The organism is Microcosmobacter mediterraneus (genome assembly GCF_031846265.1).
In the GTDB taxonomy this organism is placed as follows: domain Bacteria; phylum Bacteroidota; class Bacteroidia; order Flavobacteriales; family Flavobacteriaceae; genus Microcosmobacter; species Microcosmobacter mediterraneus.
In genome coordinates this window covers 44,686-66,018 of record NZ_JAVRIA010000007.1, presented here as the reverse complement: position 1 = coordinate 66,018, position 21,333 = coordinate 44,686, and the positions used below count along the sequence as shown (strand labels likewise).

The window sequence follows — 21,333 nt, the reverse complement described above, 5'->3', positions numbered from 1 at the left end:
TTACTTTGCTTGCTCAACAAAAGTAAAGACATTTTAATGTTATCAAAGAATCAGATAAAATTAATTAAAAGTTTGTCTCAAAAAAAATATAGAAGACAACACCAATTATTTACGGTTGAAGGTGTAAAAGGGATTACAGAGTTTTTAGAATCTGACTTTGTGTTACATCAATTATTTACAACAAAGTCCGTTTTTAATTCTCATATAAGTGTTGAAATTTCAGAAACAGAGCTAAAAAAAATAAGTGCTTTAACGACACCAAATACTGCTCTAGCAGTATTTAAAATACCTGATTCTAAGCCTATTAATAATGATAATTTAATTTTAGCCTTAGATGCTGTTAGAGACCCTGGAAATTTAGGAACCATCATTCGTTTATGTGATTGGTTTGGTATTACAGATTTAGTATGTAGTATGGAAACTGTAGATTGTTTTAATACTAAGGTGGTGCAATCTACAATGGGTTCTTTAAGTAGAGTTAACGTTACTTATACTAAGTTGAAAGATTTTTTAAATGCTCAAAATGCTTATATTATTGGAACATTTATGGAAGGTGAAAATATATACGATTCTCAACTTCCCAATAAGGGTGTTATTGTTTTAGGAAACGAAGCCAAAGGCATTTCTACTGAAATTAAAGCGTTAACTCATATGAAAATAAGTATACCTAGATATGGAGCATTAAAAGCAACTGAAAGCTTAAATGTTGCTACTGCTGCATCTATTGTGTTGAGCGAATTTAAAAGACGTACTACTGAAATGTGAAATTAATAAACACACCTCTTGTTTTCATTGTAGTTACATTACCTGTCCATGGACTATTAGGGTCTGCATCTCTTACAATCTCATCATTAAGAGCAAAAACACCACGTATTGATGGAGAAAATTTAAACCACTGTAAATAGAAATCTATACCAAAACCTACTTCGTAAAAGTACATGTTTTTTCTAGATCTAAATTCTCCAGAGCTGTTGTCATCAGGATTTTTTTCATTACTGGATAGGTTTAATGCTGCTGAGACACCACCAACTATAAATGGTTTGAAATTATTAACACGTTTAGTAGATACTTTGAGTAATAACGGAAAATGAATATAGGTTGCCTTAACTTCTCGTAATAAATCTGAAGGTGTAAACTCTATACCTTGAAAGTAGTTTTCACTATAAACCAAATTTCTTTGAGTAATATATAGTCCTGGTTCTAACCTAACGTCCAGATAATCATTTATTCTTAGGTTAGAGATAAGTCCTACGTTAAAACCAAGTGTGTTTTCAACAAGTATATCTTCTAAATTTTGTTCGTATTCAAATTTATAATCATAGCTGTTAAAGCCAAGAAAAAATCCCCAAGACCAACGTTTTTTATCAAAATTCTCGTTGTTTTTAATTTTCTCTTTACTAAATAACTGTGCAGAAGCAGAGTGTCCTGCAATTAAAAAAGCTAAAATTATGAGTCCTTTTTTCATTATAATGTCACAGTAATCTATTATCTCTTGGTAGCTTTATAAATTGTAGCTACACCTAATGTTTGAGGCATATCTTCGACATTAATAAACCCAATATCTCTTAAAATATTGTTTAACTCTTCACCAAAAGGAAATTTAGATGCTGAGTCGCTGAGATATTTGTAAGCAATTTTGTCTTTAGAAAACAAACGTCCAATATTAGGTAAAATGAATTTACTATACAACTTATATCCTTGTTTAAAAGGGGTTTTTGTTGGAACCGAAGTTTCCAAAATCACAAAAATACCATTAGGTTTTAATACTCTTAAAATCTCTGATAAGCCTTTATTTAGGTTCTCGAAATTACGCACTCCAAACGCTACAGTAATCGCATCAAAGCTATTGTCTTTAAATGGTAAACTCTCAGAATCTCCAATAACCATTTCAATAATACCATCTAAAGATTTCTTTTTTATTTTTTGTCTGCCAACCTCTAACATACCATCACTTATATCTAAACCAACAATTCTGTTAGCAGCAGTTTCTGTAAGGTTAATGGCTAAGTCTCCTGTTCCAGTTGCAATGTCTAAAATGGTTTCAGGATTTGATTTTGCTACAATTTGTACTACCTTTTTTCGCCATTTCACATCAATTCCAAAAGAGATTACTCTGTTTAATCCATCATATTCTTTAGAAATATTATCAAACATTTTTGTGACTTGTTGTTTTTTGTTCAAGTCACTGTCTTTATATGGCTTTACTTTGGTAGACATTTTATTTTTTTTGCAAAGATAGATATAAGTTACAAGTACTTAAAGATTAGTTTATATAAATAGAGCTTACAATATGAAGTTTAAAAGCGTAAAACTAAATCCTATACACTTAAAGCAACTTTAGCCTCTTATAACTTTAGCTACTTATAAGTTCTTAGTATATTTGCCTGTTTTTCTATTTAAAAAACAAAGATGAAAATCATTATTGCTGGTGCAGGAGAAGTCGGATTTCATTTGGCAAAACTATTGTCTTACGAATCTCAAGAAATTACACTTATAGATACAGATAAGCATAGCTTAAACTATGCTAATGATCATTTAGATATAAAAGTGATGCGTGGAAATACCACATCTATTGCACTTTTAAAGGAAGCAAGAATTACTGATACTAATTTATTTATCTCCGTAACTTCATCAGAAACAACCAATATTACGGCTTGTGTTTTAGCTAAACAGTTAGGTGCTCAAAGGACTATCGCTAGAATTTCTAATACAGAATTCATAGATCATAAAGACGATTTAGGGTTTTCTAAATTTGGAATAGATGAGCTTATTTCACCTGAATCTTTGGCTGCTTCAGAAATTGAATTGCTTTTAAACCAGTATGGATTTAATGAAAGTTATGAGTTTGAAGATGGTGCATTAACAATGCTAAGTTTAAAGTTGGCTCGCACTGCATCATTTGTGGATAAAACAGTTAAGGAGGCTGCAGAAATTTTCCCTGAGCTTCATTTTATTCCAATTGCTATTCAACGCTTTGGTACGCAGTATACTATAATTCCTAGAGGCGATACGCAGTTTAAAGAAGGAGATAAAGTTGTTTTTATTACTTCAAAAGGCGGTGACGAAGAGTTATTAGAACTATCTGGTACTGTGAAAACTGAAATAAAAAATGTGATGCTCCTTGGAGGAAGTAAAATAGGTTTTAAAACGGCAAGAGACTTATGTAAGAGTAAGTTTAGCGTAAAGTTAGTTGAAAGTAATAAGGATATTGCTTTTGATTTGGCTGACGATCTTCCAAATGCTTTAGTTATTCATGGTGATGGTCGCAATGCAGAGCTATTAGAAGAGGAGAATATTAAAGGTATGGATGCCTTTATTGCTGTTACAGGAAACTCAGAAACGAATATTATGTCTTGTCTTGTTGCTAAATCTAAAGGTGTTAGAAAAACCATTGCTTTAGTAGAAAACATGGATTATTATCAGCTTTCAGAGTCTATAGGTATTGATACATTGATTAATAAAAAGTTATTAGCTGCTAATAATATTTTTAGATATATAAGACGAGGAGAAGTGGTTGCTATGACCAAGCTTAGTAGTATGAACGCTGAGTTATTAGAATTTGAAGTTATTGATAGCTCAAAAATTGCTAACAAAGAAATTAAAGAGTTACAATTTCCACGATCTGCCATAATAGGAGGAATTATTAGAGAAGGGGAAGGAATTATACCTTTAGGGAATTTTAAAATCCAGGTTGGTGATCGTATTGTGGTTTGTTGTTTGCCAAGATCAATAACTGAAGTTGAACGCTTTTTCTTTTAGATCTTTATAAAGCATGAAACTCAACTATAAAATCATATTTCATTTTTTTGGATTACTTCTTTTGTTTAATGGAGGTTTTATGTTTTTAGCAGCATTACTGAGTTTATGTTATCAAGATGGAATTACTCTAGATTTAGCACTCTCTGGTTTAGTCATTGTGCTTTTAGGAGCCTTTACTATGATAACCACACGTAAGCATAGAAAAGAAATGAATAAGCGTGAAGGTTATTTAGTTGTTGCGTTTGGATGGATTATTATGGCATTATCTGGCACACTACCTTATATGCTCACAGAGGCTATTCCAAGTTTTACCAATGCATTTTTTGAAACCATGTCTGGTTACACAACAACAGGTGCAACCATACTTAGTGATATAGAATCTTTACCTAAAGGGATTTTATTTTGGCGAAGTATGACACATTGGATTGGTGGTATGGGAATTATTGTATTAGCTATTGCAATTCTTCCATTATTAGGAATTGGAGGCATGCAAATGTTTGCTGCAGAGGCTCCAGGACCTAACACAGACAAATTACATCCTAGAATTACAGATACAGCAAAGCGCTTATGGCTTATTTATTTTGGCTATACAGCTGCTGAAACTATTTTGTTAAATATAGCTGGGATGTCTTTTTTCGACGCTATTAATCATGCTATGTGTACCTTATCTACTGGTGGTTTTTCCACCAAAAACGCAAGTATAGCTTATTGGAATGGACAACCAATGATTCAATATATCATTATATTTTTCATGTTCTTAGCTGGTACAAATTTTGTATTGAGTTATTATATATTTAAAGGCAGAGTTGCTAAAGTTTTTGGTGATGAAGAGTTTAAACTCTATGCTAAGTTTATTTTAGGATTTACCATTGTAGCTGCGCTATTAATTTATTTTAGAGCAGATGTTTCTGCAAGCTCTGTTGAGCATCCAATGGTTTGGGGAGAAGCTGAAAGTTCTATTAGGCATGGTTTATTTCAGGTATTAGCTATTGTAACAACTACTGGTTTTGTAACAGCAGACTTCACAGCTTGGACTCCATTTTTAGTAGTGTTCTTTTTTGGGCTTATGTTTTTGGGAGGATCATCTGGTAGTACTTCTGGTGGTGTTAAAGTGGTAAGACACCTTATTTTAATTAAAAATGGGTTTTTAGAATTTAAGCGATCATTGCATCCAAGTGCTATTATTCCTGTTAGATATAATCAAAAATCTATTTCTGGTGATATTGTATTTAACGTTCTTGGATTTTTTATTTTATACATGTTGTCTTTTATTATTGGTGCTTTAGTGTTCTCTATGTTTCAATTAGATTTTGAATCTGCTATAGGCTTATCTGCCTCTAGTTTGGGTAATGTTGGACCTGCACTTGGTGATTTTGGACCTGTGGATAATTATGCAGCTTTACCTACGTTAGGAAAATGGTGGGCAGCATTTTTAATGCTTTTAGGACGATTAGAATTATTTACTGTTTTAATCTTATTTTCTGTTTCTTTTTGGAAAAATAGATAACTATTTTTCTAAAATTCCGTTTTTTTTTAAGAATCTTCAATTTTAAAATACTCTAGTATTTATCTACTGTTTTTGATATTTTATGGTTGACTTTTAAGGAGTTATAGATATATCAGTTGTAACATTTTTAATGTATATACGTCTTATCTGTATAACCAATTAAAATTATAGTCATGGAATTAGTATTATCAAACGTAGATTTAGATCCACTCCCTAAAGCCCTTGTAGTATCAAACATTACTTCAAACGATGGTCTTTTAAATTCTAACTACAAGCAAGTAGTAAAGTGTAACTTCAAAAATGAAAGATCTCAATCTATTTTCGGAATTAGACAACATGTAAAGCGTGCAAGATTTCAACTTACACCAAGTGTCGATGTTTTACTTAAAGTGTCTGTTTTCGTAATCGCATTAGCTGTTATTTTGTAAACAGCGTTTTTTAGAGCTTAGTGTAAACGTATAGTTTAACTGTATCAATAAGATTTTCTTATTGAAGGTGTCGCATAGATTTTATTTAACCTTTTAAAACTTTTTATTATGGGATTTAGTAGTGGTTCAATAATATTGTTGTTAAGAATAATAGAAATCTCTTAAAAAAGCATAGGAAGTCTATCAGAGAAATTTATAAATCTAAAGTTTATAAATCATCAAAGAAGGTTGAATATAATTTACCTAAAGTAAGTTCTAAAACTATTGAGCTTATTGGTGAGCGAACTAAATCTGAAAATAGAGAATTATTTGTAAAACAGTTAGTTGTTTTTTGGGTTGTAATGATTGTTTTATGTCTGTTAGGATTACTAATATTAAAATAGTTATGCCATTAGGAGAATCAATGATTAGTATTGTAAGGAGTAATAAACGTATAATGATTGATAAATCTAAACACTTTAGAAAGTCATTAGGTGGTTATGGTCCAAAACAAAAAGTGGCTTACGATTTTCCTCAAGCTAGTGATCAAGAGATTAAAAGATTATCTCAAAAAATAGCTAGAGAAAATAAAAAGATAGAGCGTAAGCAATTACTAGTATTTAGTATAATTATCTCACTAATATTATTAGTTCTATTCTGTTTAAGATAAAGCAATTGTTATCCTTTCAACAGCTTCTTTAATTTGTTCTTGCGATGCTGCATAAGAAATACGTATACAATTTGGGTTACCAAAAGCATCACCTGTAACTGTTGCAACTAATGCTTCCTCTAAAAGAAACATAGAGAAGTCGGTTGCGTTGTTTATAGTTTTACCATTTAAGGTTTTACCAAAGTAATAGGAGATATCTGGAAATACATAAAAAGCACCTTCTGGTTCATTGGTTTTAAAACCTTCTAGATCGTTTAGCAAATTTAAAATTAGTTCGCGCCTAGCTTTAAATTCATCTATCATATATTGTACTTTAGATGGAAGCGCATTTAATGCTGTAATTACAGCGCGTTGAGCAATACAGTTAGCACCACTTGTAATTTGACCTTGCATTTTATTACAGGCTCTAGCAATCCACTCTGGAGCTCCAATATAGCCTATACGCCAACCTGTCATTGCAAACGCCTTAGAAACACCATTTACAGTTACAGTTCTATTGTACATATCACTAAATTGAGCCATGCTAACATGCTCACCAACAAAGTTGATATGCTCATAGATTTCATCTGAAACAACGATAATATTTGGGTATTTTTGAAGTACATCAGCTAGTTCTCTTAATTCTTCTTTGCTATAAATAGAGCCACTTGGATTACATGGAGAGCTTAGCCAAAGCATTTTAGTTTTAGGAGTAATGGCAGCCTCAAGTTGTGCAGCTGTCATTTTAAAATCATTTTCGATCGATGTTTTTACTTCTACAGGGATACCTTCACCTAGTTTTACCATTTCGGCATAACTTACCCAGTAAGGACATGGCAATATAACTTCATCACCTTTGTTAAGAATAACCAAAGCAACGTTAGCAAGAGATTGCTTGGCACCTGTAGAAACTACAATTTGAGATGGAGTATACTCTAAATTATTATCGCGCTTAAATTTTGTGATAATGGCCTCTTTTAATTCTGAATAACCATCAACAGGTGTATAAGAATTGTAATTGTCATTAATGGCTTGTATAGCAGCATCTTTAACAAAATCTGGTGTGTTAAAATCGGGTTCTCCTAAACTTAAGCCTATGATGTCTTTTCCTTCAGCTCTAAGTTCTCTGGCTTTTGCAGCCATGGCTAAAGTTTGTGAAGTTGATAGATTGTTTATTCTATCAGAAAGTTGGTTCATGTATGTGTAATTACGAGATAATAATCTAAGCCAAACTAGGTTTTTGACCTAAAACTTTTAATTGTCTATAATGCTCAGCTATGGCTTTCCAAATCGTGTTGTATTCATTGTAAGGCAGACTAAATTCTTTAGCTGTCTCCTTAACAATTTTTGCAATTTTTTTGTAATGCACATGGCTAATATGTGAAAACAAATGATGTTCTACTTGTCTATTTAATCCACCAGTATAAAATTCTACCAACCAACTTTTAGGAGAAAAGTTTGATGTCGTAAATAACTGATGTATTGCCCAAGTATTTTTCATATTGCCATTTTCATCAGGAAGCGGCATTTCAGTATTTGGCATTACATGTGCTAATTGGAAAATAACACTTAAAATAATTCCTGCAGTATAATGCATTATTAAGAAGCCTATTAAAACTTGATACCATTCATAGCCTAATGCTAAAGGTAATATTACCCAAATGGAGTAATAGATTATTTTTCCTATAATAAGTTTAGTCCATTGTGTCGCTGGATTTGGAAATTTACCATAAGATAATCGTCTTTTAAGGTATTGATACGTTTGCTTAAAGTCTGTTGTAATGGCCCAATTAACGGTTAATAATCCGTATAAGAAAAAAGCATAATATTTTTGATATTGATGAATTTTTAACCATTTAGAGTGTTTAGAAAAACGTATAATTCTACCAGCATCTATATCCTCATCATGTCCTTTGATATTGGTGTATGTATGATGTAAAACATTGTGCTGTACCTTCCAATTATAATCGTTTCCTGCTAAAATATGGATACTGCTTCCCATTAATTTATTTACCCAAGGTTTACTTGAAAACGAACCATGATTAGCATCGTGCATAACATTCATGCCAACACCTGCCATACCGATTCCTATCGTTATCATACAGAGTATTAGAGCCCAAGTTGGTAAGTTAACTGTTAATAATAATACTAATGGGCCAAGAAGTAATGTAAACATTATAATGGCTTTGACATATAATTTCCAGTTCCCTGTTTTTTTTAAGTTATTGTCTTTAAAGTAATTATTTACGCGTTTATTTAGTGTCCTGAAAAATTTCGCAGAATCTGCTCTAGAAAACGATAATGTTTGCTTTGTCATGGGATTAATTTATGCTATTATTAAACAAAGATATACAATTAAAAACGCCTAATGGCTAAGTAAATTGTAAAAAATATCCACACTAATTTAACTATTTTTGTCGAAAATAATTGAAGTGGATTTAATTCTGAAATATTTCCCTGATTTAACAGAAGAGCAAATCAATCAATTTGAAAAGCTTGAAACGCTATATAACAATTGGAATGCAAAAATTAATGTCGTATCACGCAAGGATATTGATGAACTTTATCTTAGGCATGTGCTTCACTCATTAGCCATTGCTAAATTTATAGAGTTTAAAGATGGTAGTTCTATTTTAGATGTTGGAACAGGAGGAGGTTTTCCTGGTATTCCGTTAGCAATATTATTTCCTAATTGTAAATTCCATTTAGTAGATAGTATTGCAAAAAAACTTAGAGTAGTTGATGAGGTTGCTACAGATTTAGGATTGAATAATGTTAAAACCACCCATTCTAGAGCTGAAGCCATTGACGAGCATTTCGACTTTATTGTTAGTAGAGCAGTAGCTGCTATGCCAACCTTTGTAAATTGGGTTAAGGGAAAAATCGCCAAATCTCAAAAACACTATATAAAAAATGGGATCATTTATCTCAAAGGAGGCGACTTGCAAGAGGAACTTAAAGATTATAAAACAGCAAAAGTATATAGTCTTACTGATTATTATGAAGAAGACTTTTTTGAAACTAAAAAGATAGTATATCTACCCTTAAAATATAAAGGCTGAATTATTTAATTCAGCCTTTAGTTTTTCTATGAGATATTATTATTGTTTAATAATCTTAGTTTTAAAATCTAAATTATCACTATTAGTTATTCTTAAAAGATAAATACCAGATTGCGCATTAAAAGGAATTACATTGTAGTCCGTTAATTGCGTATTTATAGATAAAACAACTTTTCCAGTTAAATCGATAACACTTAATGTAGCATTGCTAATAGTTTCATTTGAGCGTATAATTAAATTATCTTTAACTGGGTTTTGATCTAATGCAATGCCAAAATCCAAATTACTAACTGTAAGAGTTTGTGGTATGATTTCTGAAAGTGCAAAAGCAACATTAGCTTCAGTTAGTTGAACATGAGGTTCATTATTATCTGGCATATAATAGTTTACAAATGGAGTTTCATTCAGAACATCACCGTTTGGAGGTGTGCCAGGAGGTAAATTAAAATCGTGATACCAATCAATTTCACCATTAGCTGTAATAGTCAATGCCATACCACTTACAGATGGTATAAAATTAAATTTATCAATGGCCAAAGCGTTTAAAAAGCTTTCTTCCAAACTTCCAGGATCTGGCATAAAGGCTCCAGTTAATCCAGATAAATCAAATAAGCCACCAGGAGCAGCATCAATTCCGTCAGAAAAAGGAAACGCAGCAGCATTAGCTAAACCAGTACCATTTAATAAATCATTACATCCAATTATACAGAAATCAACTCTAATATTACTTATAGCCTCAGTGCCATCTACTATAGCAGGTGTTAAATTACTTTGAATAACTGCTGTTGTAAAAGGTGCAATATTTGGAATGCTTAAATCTATTACTGATAAACCAGGAGTCACAGTTGTGCCACTTTCTCCCATCGCAAAATAAGGGTTGCCAATGCCACTACCATTAATTATAGCAACATTTCTGGTGTCTTCTGGAAAACCACTTGTAGTTAAACCTTCCATATTATTTGTAAATATAGTTCGCCAAGGATGAGGTTCTGGAGTTAAAAGTGTTGGATCAAATTCAACATCACTGCCAGCACTTAGATGTGATTCAAAATGGTCTGTTAGTAATTGTCTGGCAGCTGGTGACTTTAAAAACTCATCAATTAAAGGTTGTAATGCAACAACGCTAAAATCTCCAAGTCCTCCTAAATCTAGTCCGTTAGCCAAAAAATTTAACTGATGTTGTAACCCTAAAGGAACATTTGCACCATGATGCGGAGAGTCAAAAGACATCCATAATCTCGTATCATGATCTAAACTTTGTTGTTCCATATAGTTTAAAGCATATCTTGAGATTAAACCTCCCATACTTGGACCAATAATTACATTTTGCTCTGGACTATTTGCAGCTTTATCAGCATTAATTATTCCAATAAGGTCTACTAAAAGCATAGCGTTACGCTCAATAAAATCTGCGCCACCATCAATATTAGCCATATCTGCTGATCTCGTATACATTGGGAAGTTTAGAATAACCACATCAAAACCTTCAGCTCTAACCAAATCTGCTAGGTTTTGAGTTCCTGAGGTTCCTGAGAAATCTAATAAATCATAAAGGCCAGTTAATGATCTTGTGTCTCCAGGATCAAAACCATCTACTAAAATTATGGGTTTGTCTAAAACTCCTGTATCTGTATCTAAGAAGATTTGATATTCCGCTTCTCCTACATAGTTTGTAGATTCTCCATAAGCAGCTAAATCGGGCACTGTAGTACCAACCAAAGGTGTTTGAGCTGTTAATGAAATTGAAAAAAGAAACACTAATAAGTAATGTATTTTCATAGGTTGTATATTTAGGATTATGCCATAAAAGTACGAAAATTAGAGAGTTATAAAAGAAAAACCCTCAAACTTAATGCGTGAGGGTTTGTATTTATCTTAATTAAATGTTTATCCAAGAAAGGGATAACGATAATCGGTTGGTGTTACAAAGGTTTCTTTAATTAGTCTAGGAGAAACCCAACGCAATAAGTTTTGGGCAGAACCAGCTTTATCGTTAGTTCCAGATGCTCTCGCTCCACCAAATGGTTGCTGACCTACAACTGCTCCTGTTGGTTTATCATTGATGTAGAAGTTCCCAGCTGCGTTTTGCAAAGCTTTAGTCGCTTCTTCAACAGCATATCTATCTGTTGATAAAATAGCTCCTGTTAAGGCGTAATCACTAGTCTCGTCTACTGTTTTTAAGATTTCAGAGTATGTATCGTCTTCATAAACGTAAATAGTAATTACTGGTCCAAATAACTCTGTACACATGGTTGTATATTTAGGATCTTTAGTGACAATAACTGTAGGTTCTATAAAGTATCCTTTAGACTTATCGTAGTTTCCACCAACAATAATTTCGGCGTCAGCATCTTGTTTTGCTTGGTCAATGTAAGAAGCCAGTTTATCAAAAGAACCTTCGTGAATTACAGCAGTGATGAAATTGCTCATATCTTCAGGTGAACCCATTTTAAATGACTTTACATCTTCAATAACATAATTTTTAACAGCATTCCACATGCTTTGCGGTATATAAGCTCTAGATGCAGCACTACATTTCTGACCTTGGAATTCAAAAGCACCTCTAGAAATTGCCGTAGCTACCTGCTTTGGATTTGCAGATTTATGCGCCACAATAAAATCTTTACCACCTGTTTCTCCTACAATTCTTGGATAGGTTTTATAGTTGTGTATGTTGTTTCCGATTTGTTTCCATAATTCTTTAAAGATAAAGGTAGAACCAGTAAAATGTAATCCAGAGAAATCAGGACTTGCCATTACAGTATTAGTTATCATTACTGGATCTCCAAATACAACATTAATAACACCATCTGGTACACCAGCTTCTTTAAAGACATCCATGATTACTTTAGCCGAAAATACTTGGCTATCACTAGGTTTCCAAACAACAACATTGCCCATTAATGCCATACAAGCAGGTAAATTACCAGCAATAGCAGTAAAGTTAAATGGCGTTACAGCATATGTAAATCCTTCAAGTGGTCTATATTCAACTCTGTTCCAGGCATCACTGGTGCTCTCAGGCTGTTCCATGTAAATATCAGTCATAAACTGAACATTAAAACGAAGGAAATCTATGAACTCACAAGCTGCATCAATTTCTGCTTGGTGGATGGTTTTAGATTGCGCAATCATTGTTGCTGCATTTATCTTTGCTCTATATGGTCCTGCAATTAATTCTGCGGCTTTTAAGAAAATACCTGCTCGTTGTTCCCATGGCATTAGAGACCATGATTTACGTGCTTCTAAAGCTGTAGAAATAGCGTCTTCAACATGAGATTTTTCAGCTAAATGATATTCACCAACACTATGCTGATGATCGTGTGGAGGAGACATCGTTCTGGTGTTTCCTGTTTTTACATCTTTACCATTAATATATAATGGTACCTCAATTTTACTGTTAAATTGCTTTTTATACTCTTTTGAAACTGCTTCACGTTCTGGTGATCCTGGAGCATAACCTTTAACAGGCTCGTTAACTGCAACAGGAACATTAAAGAATCCTTTTCCCATAGGTTGTTTTAGTGTTATTTAGATTTTAGTAAAGTGATCTAAGCGATATTCTTAGAAGGTGCAAAGGTACAATTTTTAAGTTTTTTAATGACTATTTTGATTGAAGTCTTATGTATTTTTGAACTTTAATTTTGTAAGTTTCACAAATTTTTTCCGAACAAGATTATCAAGACTTTTTAAGATATTGAAAAACGACGCATTTATACTTACTCTTGCTTATCCTGAAACCATTGTAATGCATGCAGATGAGTGGTACTCAGCTTTATTAAAGTATATTGGTATAGGTAATAAAACTCATGTAAGAGCAGGCCATGCAGCTATGGTTTTAATTGAAAAAGCTACTGGAATTTTGGAATATCATGACTTTGGAAGATATATTACCTCGGAACCCAATGGTAGAGTGCGTGGTAAAAGTACAGATGCTGAGTTAGGTTTTCATATCACTGCTGTTATTGAAAATAATGATATTAAAAACCTTAATGATATTCTTATATTTTTAGGAACACATCCTAAACTCACTCATGGAGATGGTAAGTTAGTAGCTTCAGTTTGTAAAACTGTAAATTACAAAATGGCAAAGGAAAGCATAACTAAACTTCAGCATCAGGATTTTATTAGATATGCAGCTTTTGTTAAGAAAGCTTGTAATTGTGCACGTTTTGTAACCTCTGCTTTAATTGGTGGTATTACAGATAAAACGCTAAAGAAGCGTCTTATTAAATCACAGTGGTTTACGCCGAGTACAGTTGGTAATGTGGTTTTAGCTGATACCGAAAATTATATTTATGAGGTTTCAGAAGAAGGTGTTATTTCTAAATTTGATTCTTCTGTTAGAAAAGAAAATATTAAATATTTTTTAGATCGATTACCAGGACATCAACCAAATTATGTTGGTACATTAGAACCCAAAGATAATGCTGAAAAGCAACCACATGCACAGTGGTTATCTGGTATTGCAGCAGGTGCTTGGTTTGAGTTAAACGGTTTAGGAGATAAAATACGTTACAACTTTAGACGTATTTCTCCTTATGGTAATATTGATATTGATGCTGAATATTTAGTAAATGATATGTCTTTTAATATAAAGGAAGATTACCAATTTATACATTATTCAAACTGCAAATTTTTCCATATTAAGCAATATGGAAAGACTTATAGATTTGATAAAGTTGATTGTTTTAATTAAGTGCAAAAGGCGCGCTTAGCTTAAATGAAGGGATAATAACCTTAAATTTCTTTGTGTTAGAAAAGTTGACCATGTTATAATGACCTTGCATAGCTCCAAAAGGAGAGGTTAATAAGCAACCAGAGTTGTATGTATGCGATTCTCCAGGTTTTAACACAGGTTTTTTGCCAATAACACCTTCGCCTTCAATAATTTCGGTATTATTTAATGCATCTAGGACTTTCCAATATCTAGAGTTAAGCTGCACGGCATGCTTGCTTTGGTTTTCAATAGTTACTTTATATCCAAAGGCAAAGTGTACTTTATAATTTTTATAAAAAGTACCTTCAAAGGATGTTTCTACGGAAATTTTAATGCCGCTTGTAACTTGTTGTACCATGCACGAAATTAAATAAGTACGCTAAAATAAGGTATTTTAGAATAGATATTTCAATATTTTAGATGATTGTAGGAATTTTTAACATTAACTGCTCGCTATTTCAATATTTTATGGCGAACATAACGTTCTAATGTGCTAAAGAAGTTTTTAATATCCTCTTCTTGTAAAGTAGAATTAATAGTTACTAATCTAACAAATTCCTGACCTTTAAACTGTCCAAAACCTACCATGAGTTCAGAATTTTCATAAAGCTCAGTACACAATAATTTAGCAGGTATATCTTTGTAATTAAAACATACAGAAATAGAGTCATCAAAACTATAAAGCTTGTAGGACTCATTAGATTTGATATATTCTCTTGCTATTTTAGCTAAATAAAACTGTTTATCTACTATTTTCTCTAACCCTTTGTGACCAACAGATTTCCAAAGCGTCCATAATTTTAAGGCGTTGTTTCTTCTACCACATTGCAATGATGTTTTACCTAAGTTAAAATCGTCACCATCTGTTTGGTACAAATAATCAGCATCGTTAGATAGTGAGTCATGTAAGTGCTTTTTATCTTTAGTTAAAATTATGGATGAGGTTAATGGTGTTCCAAGCATTTTATGAGCATTAACGCTAAAGGAATCTGAAAATTCAATACCATTAATAAGGTGTTTGTAGTTGTTACTGAATATTACAGATCCACAATATGCACCATCAACATGAAGCCAAATATCATTTTTATTACAAACCTGACTTAATGCATAAATATCATCAAAAGCACCAAGCACTGTTGTACCTGCAGTAGCATTAACAAAAAATGGGTGATAACCTTTATTTAGATCATCTGCTATACATTTTTGAAGCTTTTCCGGAATCATTTTTCCGTAATTATCTGAGGCTATTTTTCTAATCTGATGTCTGCCAATTCCTAAAAAAGAAGCATTTTTTTCAATGGAATAATGTGATGATTCAGAGGTGTAAGCCACGAGTTTTTTTGTGTAACCTTCAGTTCTAATAGAAGGGTCAAATCTATCTCTTGCCATCAGCATAGCTATATAATTGGTCATAGATCCACCTGATGCAAATGTTCCATCACTATTATTTCCGTAGTTTATACGCGCACTTATTTCTTTAAGAATTACTTTTTCAATGCCTACCTGAGGACCAGCAACCTTATAAGTATACATACTATTATTTAATAATACTGCTAATAAATCTCCTAAGGCAGCTTTTCCTATTCTGCCACCAAATAATTGATTAAAAAAAAGTTTAGAGGCTGTTTTTGGTGTAGTCCTAATAATTGATGACAGTACATCTTTTAGCTCTTCATCAACGATACCTTTATCATTTAAACTTAAATCTAATTTATGATAAAGCAAATCTGTAGCTATAGGTTTAGCCACAGGATTATTTTGTTCTTCTTCTAAAAGTAATTCTGCTAATTCCTGAAATAATTTTAAGTCCTTAATCATCCAGATTCTGGGTTTCTGTTTATGGAAAATGTAAAAATATTGTTATAAAACTAGAAATCTAAGTAATTTTGCGCTTATTTTACAAACCTAAACTTAGTCGTCTTTTGAATAGTTTACTTACAAATAAAGATCTCATTCTGGCAGTTGCTTCTGCTCATCGTAAAGAGTATTCAGAGCTTTTAAGAAAAGCTTGCTTAAATACAGAACTACTGTCTAAGTATGCATCTTGGTCCAATAAAAAGTATACCAGAAATTGCTTATATAGAGATGAAAATTTAGAACTTATTTTGATTTGTTGGGAACCAAATCAACAAACCTCAATTCATAATCATGGAGGCGAAGAGTGTTGGTTGGGTATTTGTAATGGTGAAATTGAAGAGCAACATTTTATTGACGAAAATGGTGCTTTGAAATTAATACAATGTGAAACACTTGCCGAAGGAAATATTTCTTACATGAATGATAAGCTCGGTATACATAGACTAATAAATAACTCAGATAAAAGAGTAATGAGTTTACATTTATATGCTAAACCTATCGATAGCTGTGATTTTTATTGTGAAGACACTAAGCAATTTATGACGAAGTCTTTACAATACGACTCCAAAATAGAATAATTTTATAAGAGTTTTTAATTAGAAATATTTACAGAACTTCCTTCTCCAAAACCAATTAATCGATCAAAACGAGCACCAACATCTCTGTAATATACTAGTGCTTTGTAATTATTTTCTGTTTGCCAGAAATTTCCACTAATAGCACCTTCATCTATGGAGCCATCTTCATTAACAACTACATATTTATAGTTGTAAAATCCTTGTTTTAATCTAAAATTGCATTCATACAATCCGCTTTCTTGATTGTAAAATAACTCTGTCATATCCTCAATAGCATAATTATTGAAATTGCCATAGACATGTATTTTTTTACCAGGTTCTAGATTAGGAAAATCTAAAGAGAAATGAATTACAGCATAATCTGCTTCAATATCAGTATTTTGCCTATCTATAACATTAACTAAAAAATTTCCATTAATATCAGGATTATAAGTGTAAGGCCTATCTTTTCTAACAAAACTGGTAAAAAGATAATTATGATAAATATCTTTTAAATCTATAAACTGTACACCAACATTAGCTGCTCTTATATCTTTGTTTTCAAAAAACCAGAATTCATTACCACCAAAAAATCCAGACTCTTTAACGTACCTGTAAATAAGTTCGTTGCCCAAAACATATTGTGGCTTAAGATCAGTTATAGCAGTATTTAGATTGTTATTTTGGATAATCATAGTTTTAATATTATCCATAGGATTAAAGAAATTAATACTATTGGTTGCTATTCTTAGATCAATAGATTGCATTTCATTAATATACTTTACATCTCTATATCGTTTTACAGCAACACCAACATTAACTATATCTTCATAAATCATAAATTTTCTTGAGAATACAAGCTCATCATAGTCATCGTATATGGAAACCAGATAATTACCGCTTTTTAATAAGCCTCTTGTTTGTTCATTTGGTATACGTAATCTATAATGCGAATAAAGCTGAAAAGTGTTAAATGAATTTTCGTAATTAAAAATACGCTGATTGTCTGTGCCTCTGAGATATTCACCTTTCATGAGTACAGATTTAGTCCAATCAAAATTATAATGTTCAATGACATAGTAAAAGTCCTCTTCATCACCATTTAACGCATCAAACTCTAAAGTTAAAGCAGAACCTAAACGAATAACAGGAAGCTGAGCTTGCTGCGTACCTCCAGAAAACGTAATGGTTTTAATAAAGTCTGGCGGATTTACTTCTTTTACTTGGGAAAAAACAGTTGTAATTAGTAGTAAACAGAAAAGTAACGAGAGTGTTTTGTTTTTCATTGTGATTTAATCTTGTTATAAAGATAAACAAATTCTATGCCTTAATATTTTACTTAAAAATAGCTAATCACAAAGATAGTCAATTAGGTAACGGCTAAACTATTTAACTTATTTATAGTGGTTATAAATAAAAAAGAGGTTTTAATTTGGATTTTATTTAAGCATTAATTCGTAAATTTGCACGGATTTTTAGATAATAAACTACAATCATTTATATATGTCAAACGACATTCGAATAAGAAAAGGTCTGAATATTAATCTTGTAGGCGAGGCTGAAAAGTCTATCGAAAATGCTATTATTAGCAACTACTACGCTATCAGACCAGAAGATTTCCACAGTATTATTCCAAAATTGGTTACTAAGGTAGGTTCTAAAGTAAAAGCAGGAGAAACTGTTTTTTATGATAAGAATAACGAAAGTATAAAATTTGTTTCGCCTGTTTCAGGTGAAATTATTGAAATTTCTCGTGGAGAAAAACGTCGAATTTTAGAGATTAAAATTCAAGCAGATAAGGAGCAAACATATTTAGATCATGATAAGCTAGATTTAACTTCTGCATCTTCAGAAGACATAAAATCTAGGTTATTAGTATCTGGATGTTGGCCATTTGTAAAACAAAGACCTTATGATGTTGTTGCTAACCCTGAAAATACACCTAAAGCTATTTTCATTTCTGGTTATGCAACTGCTCCTTTAGCAGCAGATTTAGATTTTACGCTTCAAGGTAAAGAAGCTGAATTACAAGCTGCAGTTACTGCTCTTTCAAAACTTACAGAAGGAAAAGTTCATGTAGGTGTTGGATCATCAAACTCGTTATTAGCAGGATTATCAGACGCTGTAACACACAAGGTGTCTGGTCCTCATCCATCAGGTAATGTTGGTACATTAATCAATAAAATAGAACCTGTTAATAAAGGTGAAACAGTTTGGACTGTTAATGCACAAGATCTAGTCATTATAGGAGAGCTTATAACTACAGGGAAATTTAATGCAGAGCGTGTTATTGCCTTAGCAGGTTCTGAAGTTAAAAAGCCACGATATTTTAGAACTAAAATAGGAGCTGAAGTTGCTACAATGATTTACGATAATGGTGTAGATAAAGATGCTAACGCTCGTATAATATCTGGAAATGTATTAACTGGTAAGCAAATAAAACCAGATGGTTATTTAGATTATTACAACAATATTATTACAATCATTCCAGAAGGTGATGATTACGAATTCTTTGGTTGGAATAAACCTGTTTTTAATAAGATTTCTACATCTAGAGCGTTAACATTTTCTTGGTTAAACCCAAAGAAAAAATACGATTTAAATACCAATACAAATGGCGAACATAGAGCTTTTGTAACGACAGGAACTTATGAAGAAGTATTTCCGCTAGATATTTATCCTATGCAAATTTTAAAAGCATGTATGTATAAAGATTTAGATGAAATGGAAGCTTTAGGAATGTATGAAGTTGCTCCTGAGGATTTTGCGTTAACAGAATTTGTTTGTGTGTCTAAACAGCCACATCAAAAAATAATAAGAGAAGGATTAGACTTAATGCTTAAAGAGATAGGATAATGGGTTTAAAACAAAATTTACACAATTTTAAGGTTAAGAATAAAGATAAAAAGTGGTTGCCAGGATTTAATGCACTTTTTACATTCTTATATATGCCAAATGAGACCACTCATAATGGTACTCATATTAAGGTGGTTGATGATTTAAAGCGAACCATGAATACGGTTATCATGGCATTAGTACCATGTTTAATCTTTGGTATGTACAACGCTGGTTACCAACATTATCTTGCTCTTGGTGAAATAGAATCTGCAAATGGATTTTTAGGAGCATCGTTTTGGGCTTGGGATAATTTAGTTATTGGATTATGGAAAGTGCTACCTTTAGTAATCGTGTCTTATGGTGTTGGTTTAGCAGTAGAATTTGTTTTCGCTATAATAAAAGGACATGAAGTTGAAGAAGGTTACTTAGTAACTGGAATGCTTGTACCTTTGATTGTACCAGTTGATATTCCGCTTTGGATGTTAGCTGTAGCTGTGATCTTTGGAGTAGTCATCGGAAAAGAAGTTTTTGGTGGAACAGGAATGAATATTCTTAATCCAGCATTAACGATTCGTGCATTTTTATTTTTTGCTTATCCTACATGGATGTCAGGAGATAAAGTTTGGGTTCATGGTGCTGTTGAACGAGCTGGTACTCCAGATGCCATTTCAGGAGAAACAATTCTTGGAGCCTATGCTCAAAATACTGAGTTAGCTGGAATAGATTATTGGGATATGTTTTGGGGAATAATTCCTGGATCTGTGGGAGAAACGTCTAAATTTTTAATTATCATAGGAGCCTTATTCTTAATATTTACCAAAATAGGAAGCTGGAGAATTATGCTAAGTACTGTAGTTGGAGCCTTAGCAATGGGATTAATCTTCAATGGTGTTGTAGATGCAGGTTGGATTGGTGAAACAAGTAAATTTTATGGATTAATGAGTGTTCCGTTTTGGCAACATCTTATCATTGGTAGTATACTTTTCGGTGCAGTTTATATGGCAACAGATCCAGTTACTGCAGCGCAAACCAATAAAGGGAAATGGATCTATGGTTTTTTAATTGGTTTTATATCAATTATGATTCGTGTGTTTAATCCAGCCTATCCAGAAGGTGTGTTCTTAGCCATTCTATTAATGAATGTCTTTGCACCAACAATTGACCACTATGTGGTTCAAGGTAATGTTAAAAAGAGAATGAAACGTCTAAAAGCTAAAGTAGCATAGTTATGAGTAACAAGACAGATTCAAATTTATATACCATACTATTTGCTATAGGAATGGTAGTTGTAGTAGGAACGTTGTTAGCATTTACAGCGTCGTCCTTAAAAGATCGTATTACTGAGAATGAACGCCTAGAAAAACAACAAAACATTCTCTATGCTATGGGAGTGAATGAAAATGAGGGCAATAGTGCAAACTTTGTATCTACAGAAAAAGCTCCAGAATTATTTGATCAATATATAGAAAAGCAATTAGTCATCACCAATGGAACTAATGCTGTTGAAAATGATAATGCTTATTTAATAGATGTAAAGAAAGAGCAAGCCAAGGCGAAAGATGGAGGTGAAAGACAATTGCCATTATTTGTTGGTAAAAAAGATGGTGAGAAGTTTTATATAGCACCAATTAGAGGAAAAGGACTTTGGGATGCCATTTGGGCTTATGTTGCTTTAGATAAAAATATGGTGATACAAGGTGCATACTTTGATCATAAAGGAGAAACACCAGGATTAGGAGCTAACATTAAAGAGCGTTTCTTCATGGACGATTTTATTGGAGAACACCTTATGAAAGATGGTGCCTTTAAAGGTATTACTGTATCTAAAAGTAATGCAGATCCAACTAATATTGATAAGGTAGACCATGAGGTTGATGCCATTGCTGGTGCAACCATAACTGGAGATGGAGTAGCAGCCATGATCAAAAAAGATTTAGCACTTTATGTGCCTTACTTTAAAACACTAAACAATTAATT

At 32.3% G+C, this 21,333-nt stretch carries 20 protein-coding genes; 11 read left to right on the top strand and 9 right to left on the bottom strand.

Annotated features, from left to right (window positions below; genetic code table 11):
- The first annotated feature begins 36 nt into the window (after window positions 1-36).
- Entirely contained in the window at window positions 37-765 is a 729-nt protein-coding gene (locus RM697_RS11920; RefSeq protein WP_311428127.1) for a TrmH family RNA methyltransferase, read from the top strand.
- On the opposite strand, the gene porT is transcribed toward RM697_RS11920, so the two are convergent.
- Window positions 752-1,465 (bottom strand): type IX secretion/gliding motility protein PorT/SprT, encoded by a 714-nt coding sequence (porT, locus tag RM697_RS11915; RefSeq protein WP_311428126.1) that lies wholly within the window; start codon window positions 1,463-1,465, stop codon window positions 752-754. The two genes, RM697_RS11920 and porT, sit on opposite strands and share 14 nt — an antisense overlap.
- Window positions 1,466-1,485: 20 nt before the next feature.
- Complete coding sequence (gene ubiE, locus RM697_RS11910; protein ID WP_311428125.1) at window positions 1,486-2,217, bottom strand: bifunctional demethylmenaquinone methyltransferase/2-methoxy-6-polyprenyl-1,4-benzoquinol methylase UbiE; 732 nt, start codon at window positions 2,215-2,217, stop codon at window positions 1,486-1,488.
- Window positions 2,218-2,409: 192 nt separating this feature from the next.
- Here ubiE and trkA point away from each other — a divergent pair, with 192 nt between their 5' ends.
- From trkA to RM697_RS11890, 4 genes are all read left to right on the top strand, one after another.
- Window positions 2,410-3,759 (top strand): Trk system potassium transporter TrkA, encoded by a 1,350-nt coding sequence (gene trkA, locus RM697_RS11905; protein ID WP_311428124.1) that lies wholly within the window; start codon window positions 2,410-2,412, stop codon window positions 3,757-3,759.
- Between the two features lie 13 nt (window positions 3,760-3,772).
- Entirely contained in the window at window positions 3,773-5,266 is a 1,494-nt protein-coding gene (locus tag RM697_RS11900) for a TrkH family potassium uptake protein (protein ID WP_311428123.1), read from the top strand.
- 173 nt (window positions 5,267-5,439) lie between these two features.
- Window positions 5,440-5,694: a hypothetical protein gene (locus RM697_RS11895; RefSeq protein ID WP_311428122.1), complete on the top strand. Its 255-nt coding sequence runs from the start codon at window positions 5,440-5,442 to the stop codon at window positions 5,692-5,694.
- A 352-nt stretch (window positions 5,695-6,046) separates the two neighbouring features.
- Complete coding sequence (locus tag RM697_RS11890; protein WP_311428121.1) at window positions 6,047-6,343, top strand: hypothetical protein; 297 nt, start codon at window positions 6,047-6,049, stop codon at window positions 6,341-6,343.
- On the opposite strand, the gene RM697_RS11885 is transcribed toward RM697_RS11890, so the two are convergent.
- Together RM697_RS11885 and RM697_RS11880 are read right to left on the bottom strand one after the other, a co-directional pair.
- Window positions 6,335-7,519: a pyridoxal phosphate-dependent aminotransferase gene (locus RM697_RS11885; RefSeq protein WP_311428120.1), complete on the bottom strand. Its 1,185-nt coding sequence runs from the start codon at window positions 7,517-7,519 to the stop codon at window positions 6,335-6,337. The two genes, RM697_RS11890 and RM697_RS11885, sit on opposite strands and share 9 nt — an antisense overlap.
- A gap of 25 nt (window positions 7,520-7,544) precedes the next feature.
- Window positions 7,545-8,639, bottom strand: a complete 1,095-nt coding sequence (locus RM697_RS11880) for a fatty acid desaturase family protein (protein WP_311428119.1) — start codon at window positions 8,637-8,639, stop codon at window positions 7,545-7,547.
- A gap of 115 nt (window positions 8,640-8,754) precedes the next feature.
- On the opposite strand from RM697_RS11880, the gene rsmG reads away from it, so the two are divergent.
- Window positions 8,755-9,384: a 16S rRNA (guanine(527)-N(7))-methyltransferase RsmG gene (gene rsmG, locus RM697_RS11875; protein WP_311428168.1), complete on the top strand. Its 630-nt coding sequence runs from the start codon at window positions 8,755-8,757 to the stop codon at window positions 9,382-9,384.
- A gap of 39 nt (window positions 9,385-9,423) precedes the next feature.
- Here the strand turns inward: rsmG and RM697_RS11870 are convergent, their stop codons facing one another.
- Both RM697_RS11870 and pruA read right to left on the bottom strand, forming a co-directional pair.
- Window positions 9,424-11,163, bottom strand: coding sequence for a T9SS type A sorting domain-containing protein (locus RM697_RS11870; RefSeq protein WP_311428118.1), 1,740 nt, complete (start codon window positions 11,161-11,163; stop codon window positions 9,424-9,426).
- A 108-nt stretch (window positions 11,164-11,271) separates the two neighbouring features.
- Window positions 11,272-12,897: an L-glutamate gamma-semialdehyde dehydrogenase gene (gene pruA / locus RM697_RS11865; RefSeq protein WP_311428117.1), complete on the bottom strand. Its 1,626-nt coding sequence runs from the start codon at window positions 12,895-12,897 to the stop codon at window positions 11,272-11,274.
- 184 nt (window positions 12,898-13,081) lie between these two features.
- Between pruA and RM697_RS11860 the strand changes: the two genes are divergently transcribed.
- Entirely contained in the window at window positions 13,082-14,083 is a 1,002-nt protein-coding gene (locus RM697_RS11860; protein ID WP_311428116.1) for a DUF6695 family protein, read from the top strand.
- On the opposite strand, the gene apaG is transcribed toward RM697_RS11860, so the two are convergent.
- Window positions 14,076-14,462, bottom strand: a complete 387-nt coding sequence (gene apaG, locus RM697_RS11855; protein WP_311428115.1) for a Co2+/Mg2+ efflux protein ApaG — start codon at window positions 14,460-14,462, stop codon at window positions 14,076-14,078. The two genes, RM697_RS11860 and apaG, sit on opposite strands and share 8 nt — an antisense overlap.
- Before the next feature lie 95 nt (window positions 14,463-14,557).
- Window positions 14,558-15,922, bottom strand: coding sequence for a pyridoxal phosphate-dependent decarboxylase family protein (locus RM697_RS11850; protein WP_311428114.1), 1,365 nt, complete (start codon window positions 15,920-15,922; stop codon window positions 14,558-14,560).
- Window positions 15,923-16,026: 104 nt separating this feature from the next.
- Here RM697_RS11850 and RM697_RS11845 point away from each other — a divergent pair, with 104 nt between their 5' ends.
- On the top strand, window positions 16,027-16,539 hold the full coding sequence (locus RM697_RS11845) for a cysteine dioxygenase (protein ID WP_311428113.1): 513 nt from the start codon (window positions 16,027-16,029) through the stop codon (window positions 16,537-16,539).
- 14 nt (window positions 16,540-16,553) lie between these two features.
- On the opposite strand, the gene RM697_RS11840 is transcribed toward RM697_RS11845, so the two are convergent.
- Window positions 16,554-17,804, bottom strand: coding sequence for a type IX secretion system plug protein (locus tag RM697_RS11840; protein ID WP_311428112.1), 1,251 nt, complete (start codon window positions 17,802-17,804; stop codon window positions 16,554-16,556).
- 217 nt (window positions 17,805-18,021) lie between these two features.
- On the opposite strand from RM697_RS11840, the gene RM697_RS11835 reads away from it, so the two are divergent.
- From RM697_RS11835 to RM697_RS11825, 3 genes are read left to right on the top strand one after another with little or no spacing between them, the layout of a single operon-like run.
- On the top strand, window positions 18,022-19,374 hold the full coding sequence (locus tag RM697_RS11835; RefSeq protein ID WP_311428111.1) for a Na(+)-translocating NADH-quinone reductase subunit A: 1,353 nt from the start codon (window positions 18,022-18,024) through the stop codon (window positions 19,372-19,374).
- A complete protein-coding gene (locus tag RM697_RS11830; protein WP_311428110.1) occupies window positions 19,374-20,582 on the top strand; it encodes an NADH:ubiquinone reductase (Na(+)-transporting) subunit B in 1,209 nt (402 codons plus the stop codon). Before RM697_RS11835 ends, RM697_RS11830 begins: the two co-directional genes overlap by 1 nt.
- Before the next feature lie 2 nt (window positions 20,583-20,584).
- Window positions 20,585-21,331 (top strand): Na(+)-translocating NADH-quinone reductase subunit C, encoded by a 747-nt coding sequence (locus tag RM697_RS11825; protein ID WP_311428109.1) that lies wholly within the window; start codon window positions 20,585-20,587, stop codon window positions 21,329-21,331.
- Window positions 21,332-21,333 lie beyond the last annotated feature (2 nt).

Bases quoted from the DNA above. Each gene is read 5' to 3' on its own strand.
- RM697_RS11920 (WP_311428127.1), top strand. From the start codon at position 37: ATGTTATCAAAGAATCAGATAAAATTAATTAAAAGTTTGTCTCAAAAA.
- porT (WP_311428126.1), bottom strand. From the start codon at position 1,465: ATGAAAAAAGGACTCATAATTTTAGCTTTTTTAATTGCAGGACACTCT.
- ubiE (WP_311428125.1), bottom strand. From the start codon at position 2,217: ATGTCTACCAAAGTAAAGCCATATAAAGACAGTGACTTGAACAAAAAA.
- trkA (WP_311428124.1), top strand. From the start codon at position 2,410: ATGAAAATCATTATTGCTGGTGCAGGAGAAGTCGGATTTCATTTGGCA.
- RM697_RS11900 (WP_311428123.1), top strand. From the start codon at position 3,773: ATGAAACTCAACTATAAAATCATATTTCATTTTTTTGGATTACTTCTT.
- RM697_RS11895 (WP_311428122.1), top strand. From the start codon at position 5,440: ATGGAATTAGTATTATCAAACGTAGATTTAGATCCACTCCCTAAAGCC.
- RM697_RS11890 (WP_311428121.1), top strand. From the start codon at position 6,047: ATGTCTGTTAGGATTACTAATATTAAAATAGTTATGCCATTAGGAGAA.
- RM697_RS11885 (WP_311428120.1), bottom strand. From the start codon at position 7,519: ATGAACCAACTTTCTGATAGAATAAACAATCTATCAACTTCACAAACT.
- RM697_RS11880 (WP_311428119.1), bottom strand. From the start codon at position 8,639: ATGACAAAGCAAACATTATCGTTTTCTAGAGCAGATTCTGCGAAATTT.
- RM697_RS11870 (WP_311428118.1), bottom strand. From the start codon at position 11,163: ATGAAAATACATTACTTATTAGTGTTTCTTTTTTCAATTTCATTAACA.
- pruA (WP_311428117.1), bottom strand. From the start codon at position 12,897: ATGGGAAAAGGATTCTTTAATGTTCCTGTTGCAGTTAACGAGCCTGTT.
- apaG (WP_311428115.1), bottom strand. From the start codon at position 14,462: ATGGTACAACAAGTTACAAGCGGCATTAAAATTTCCGTAGAAACATCC.
- RM697_RS11850 (WP_311428114.1), bottom strand. From the start codon at position 15,922: ATGATTAAGGACTTAAAATTATTTCAGGAATTAGCAGAATTACTTTTA.
- RM697_RS11840 (WP_311428112.1), bottom strand. From the start codon at position 17,804: ATGAAAAACAAAACACTCTCGTTACTTTTCTGTTTACTACTAATTACA.
- RM697_RS11835 (WP_311428111.1), top strand. From the start codon at position 18,022: ATGTCAAACGACATTCGAATAAGAAAAGGTCTGAATATTAATCTTGTA.
- RM697_RS11830 (WP_311428110.1), top strand. From the start codon at position 19,374: ATGGGTTTAAAACAAAATTTACACAATTTTAAGGTTAAGAATAAAGAT.
- RM697_RS11825 (WP_311428109.1), top strand. From the start codon at position 20,585: ATGAGTAACAAGACAGATTCAAATTTATATACCATACTATTTGCTATA.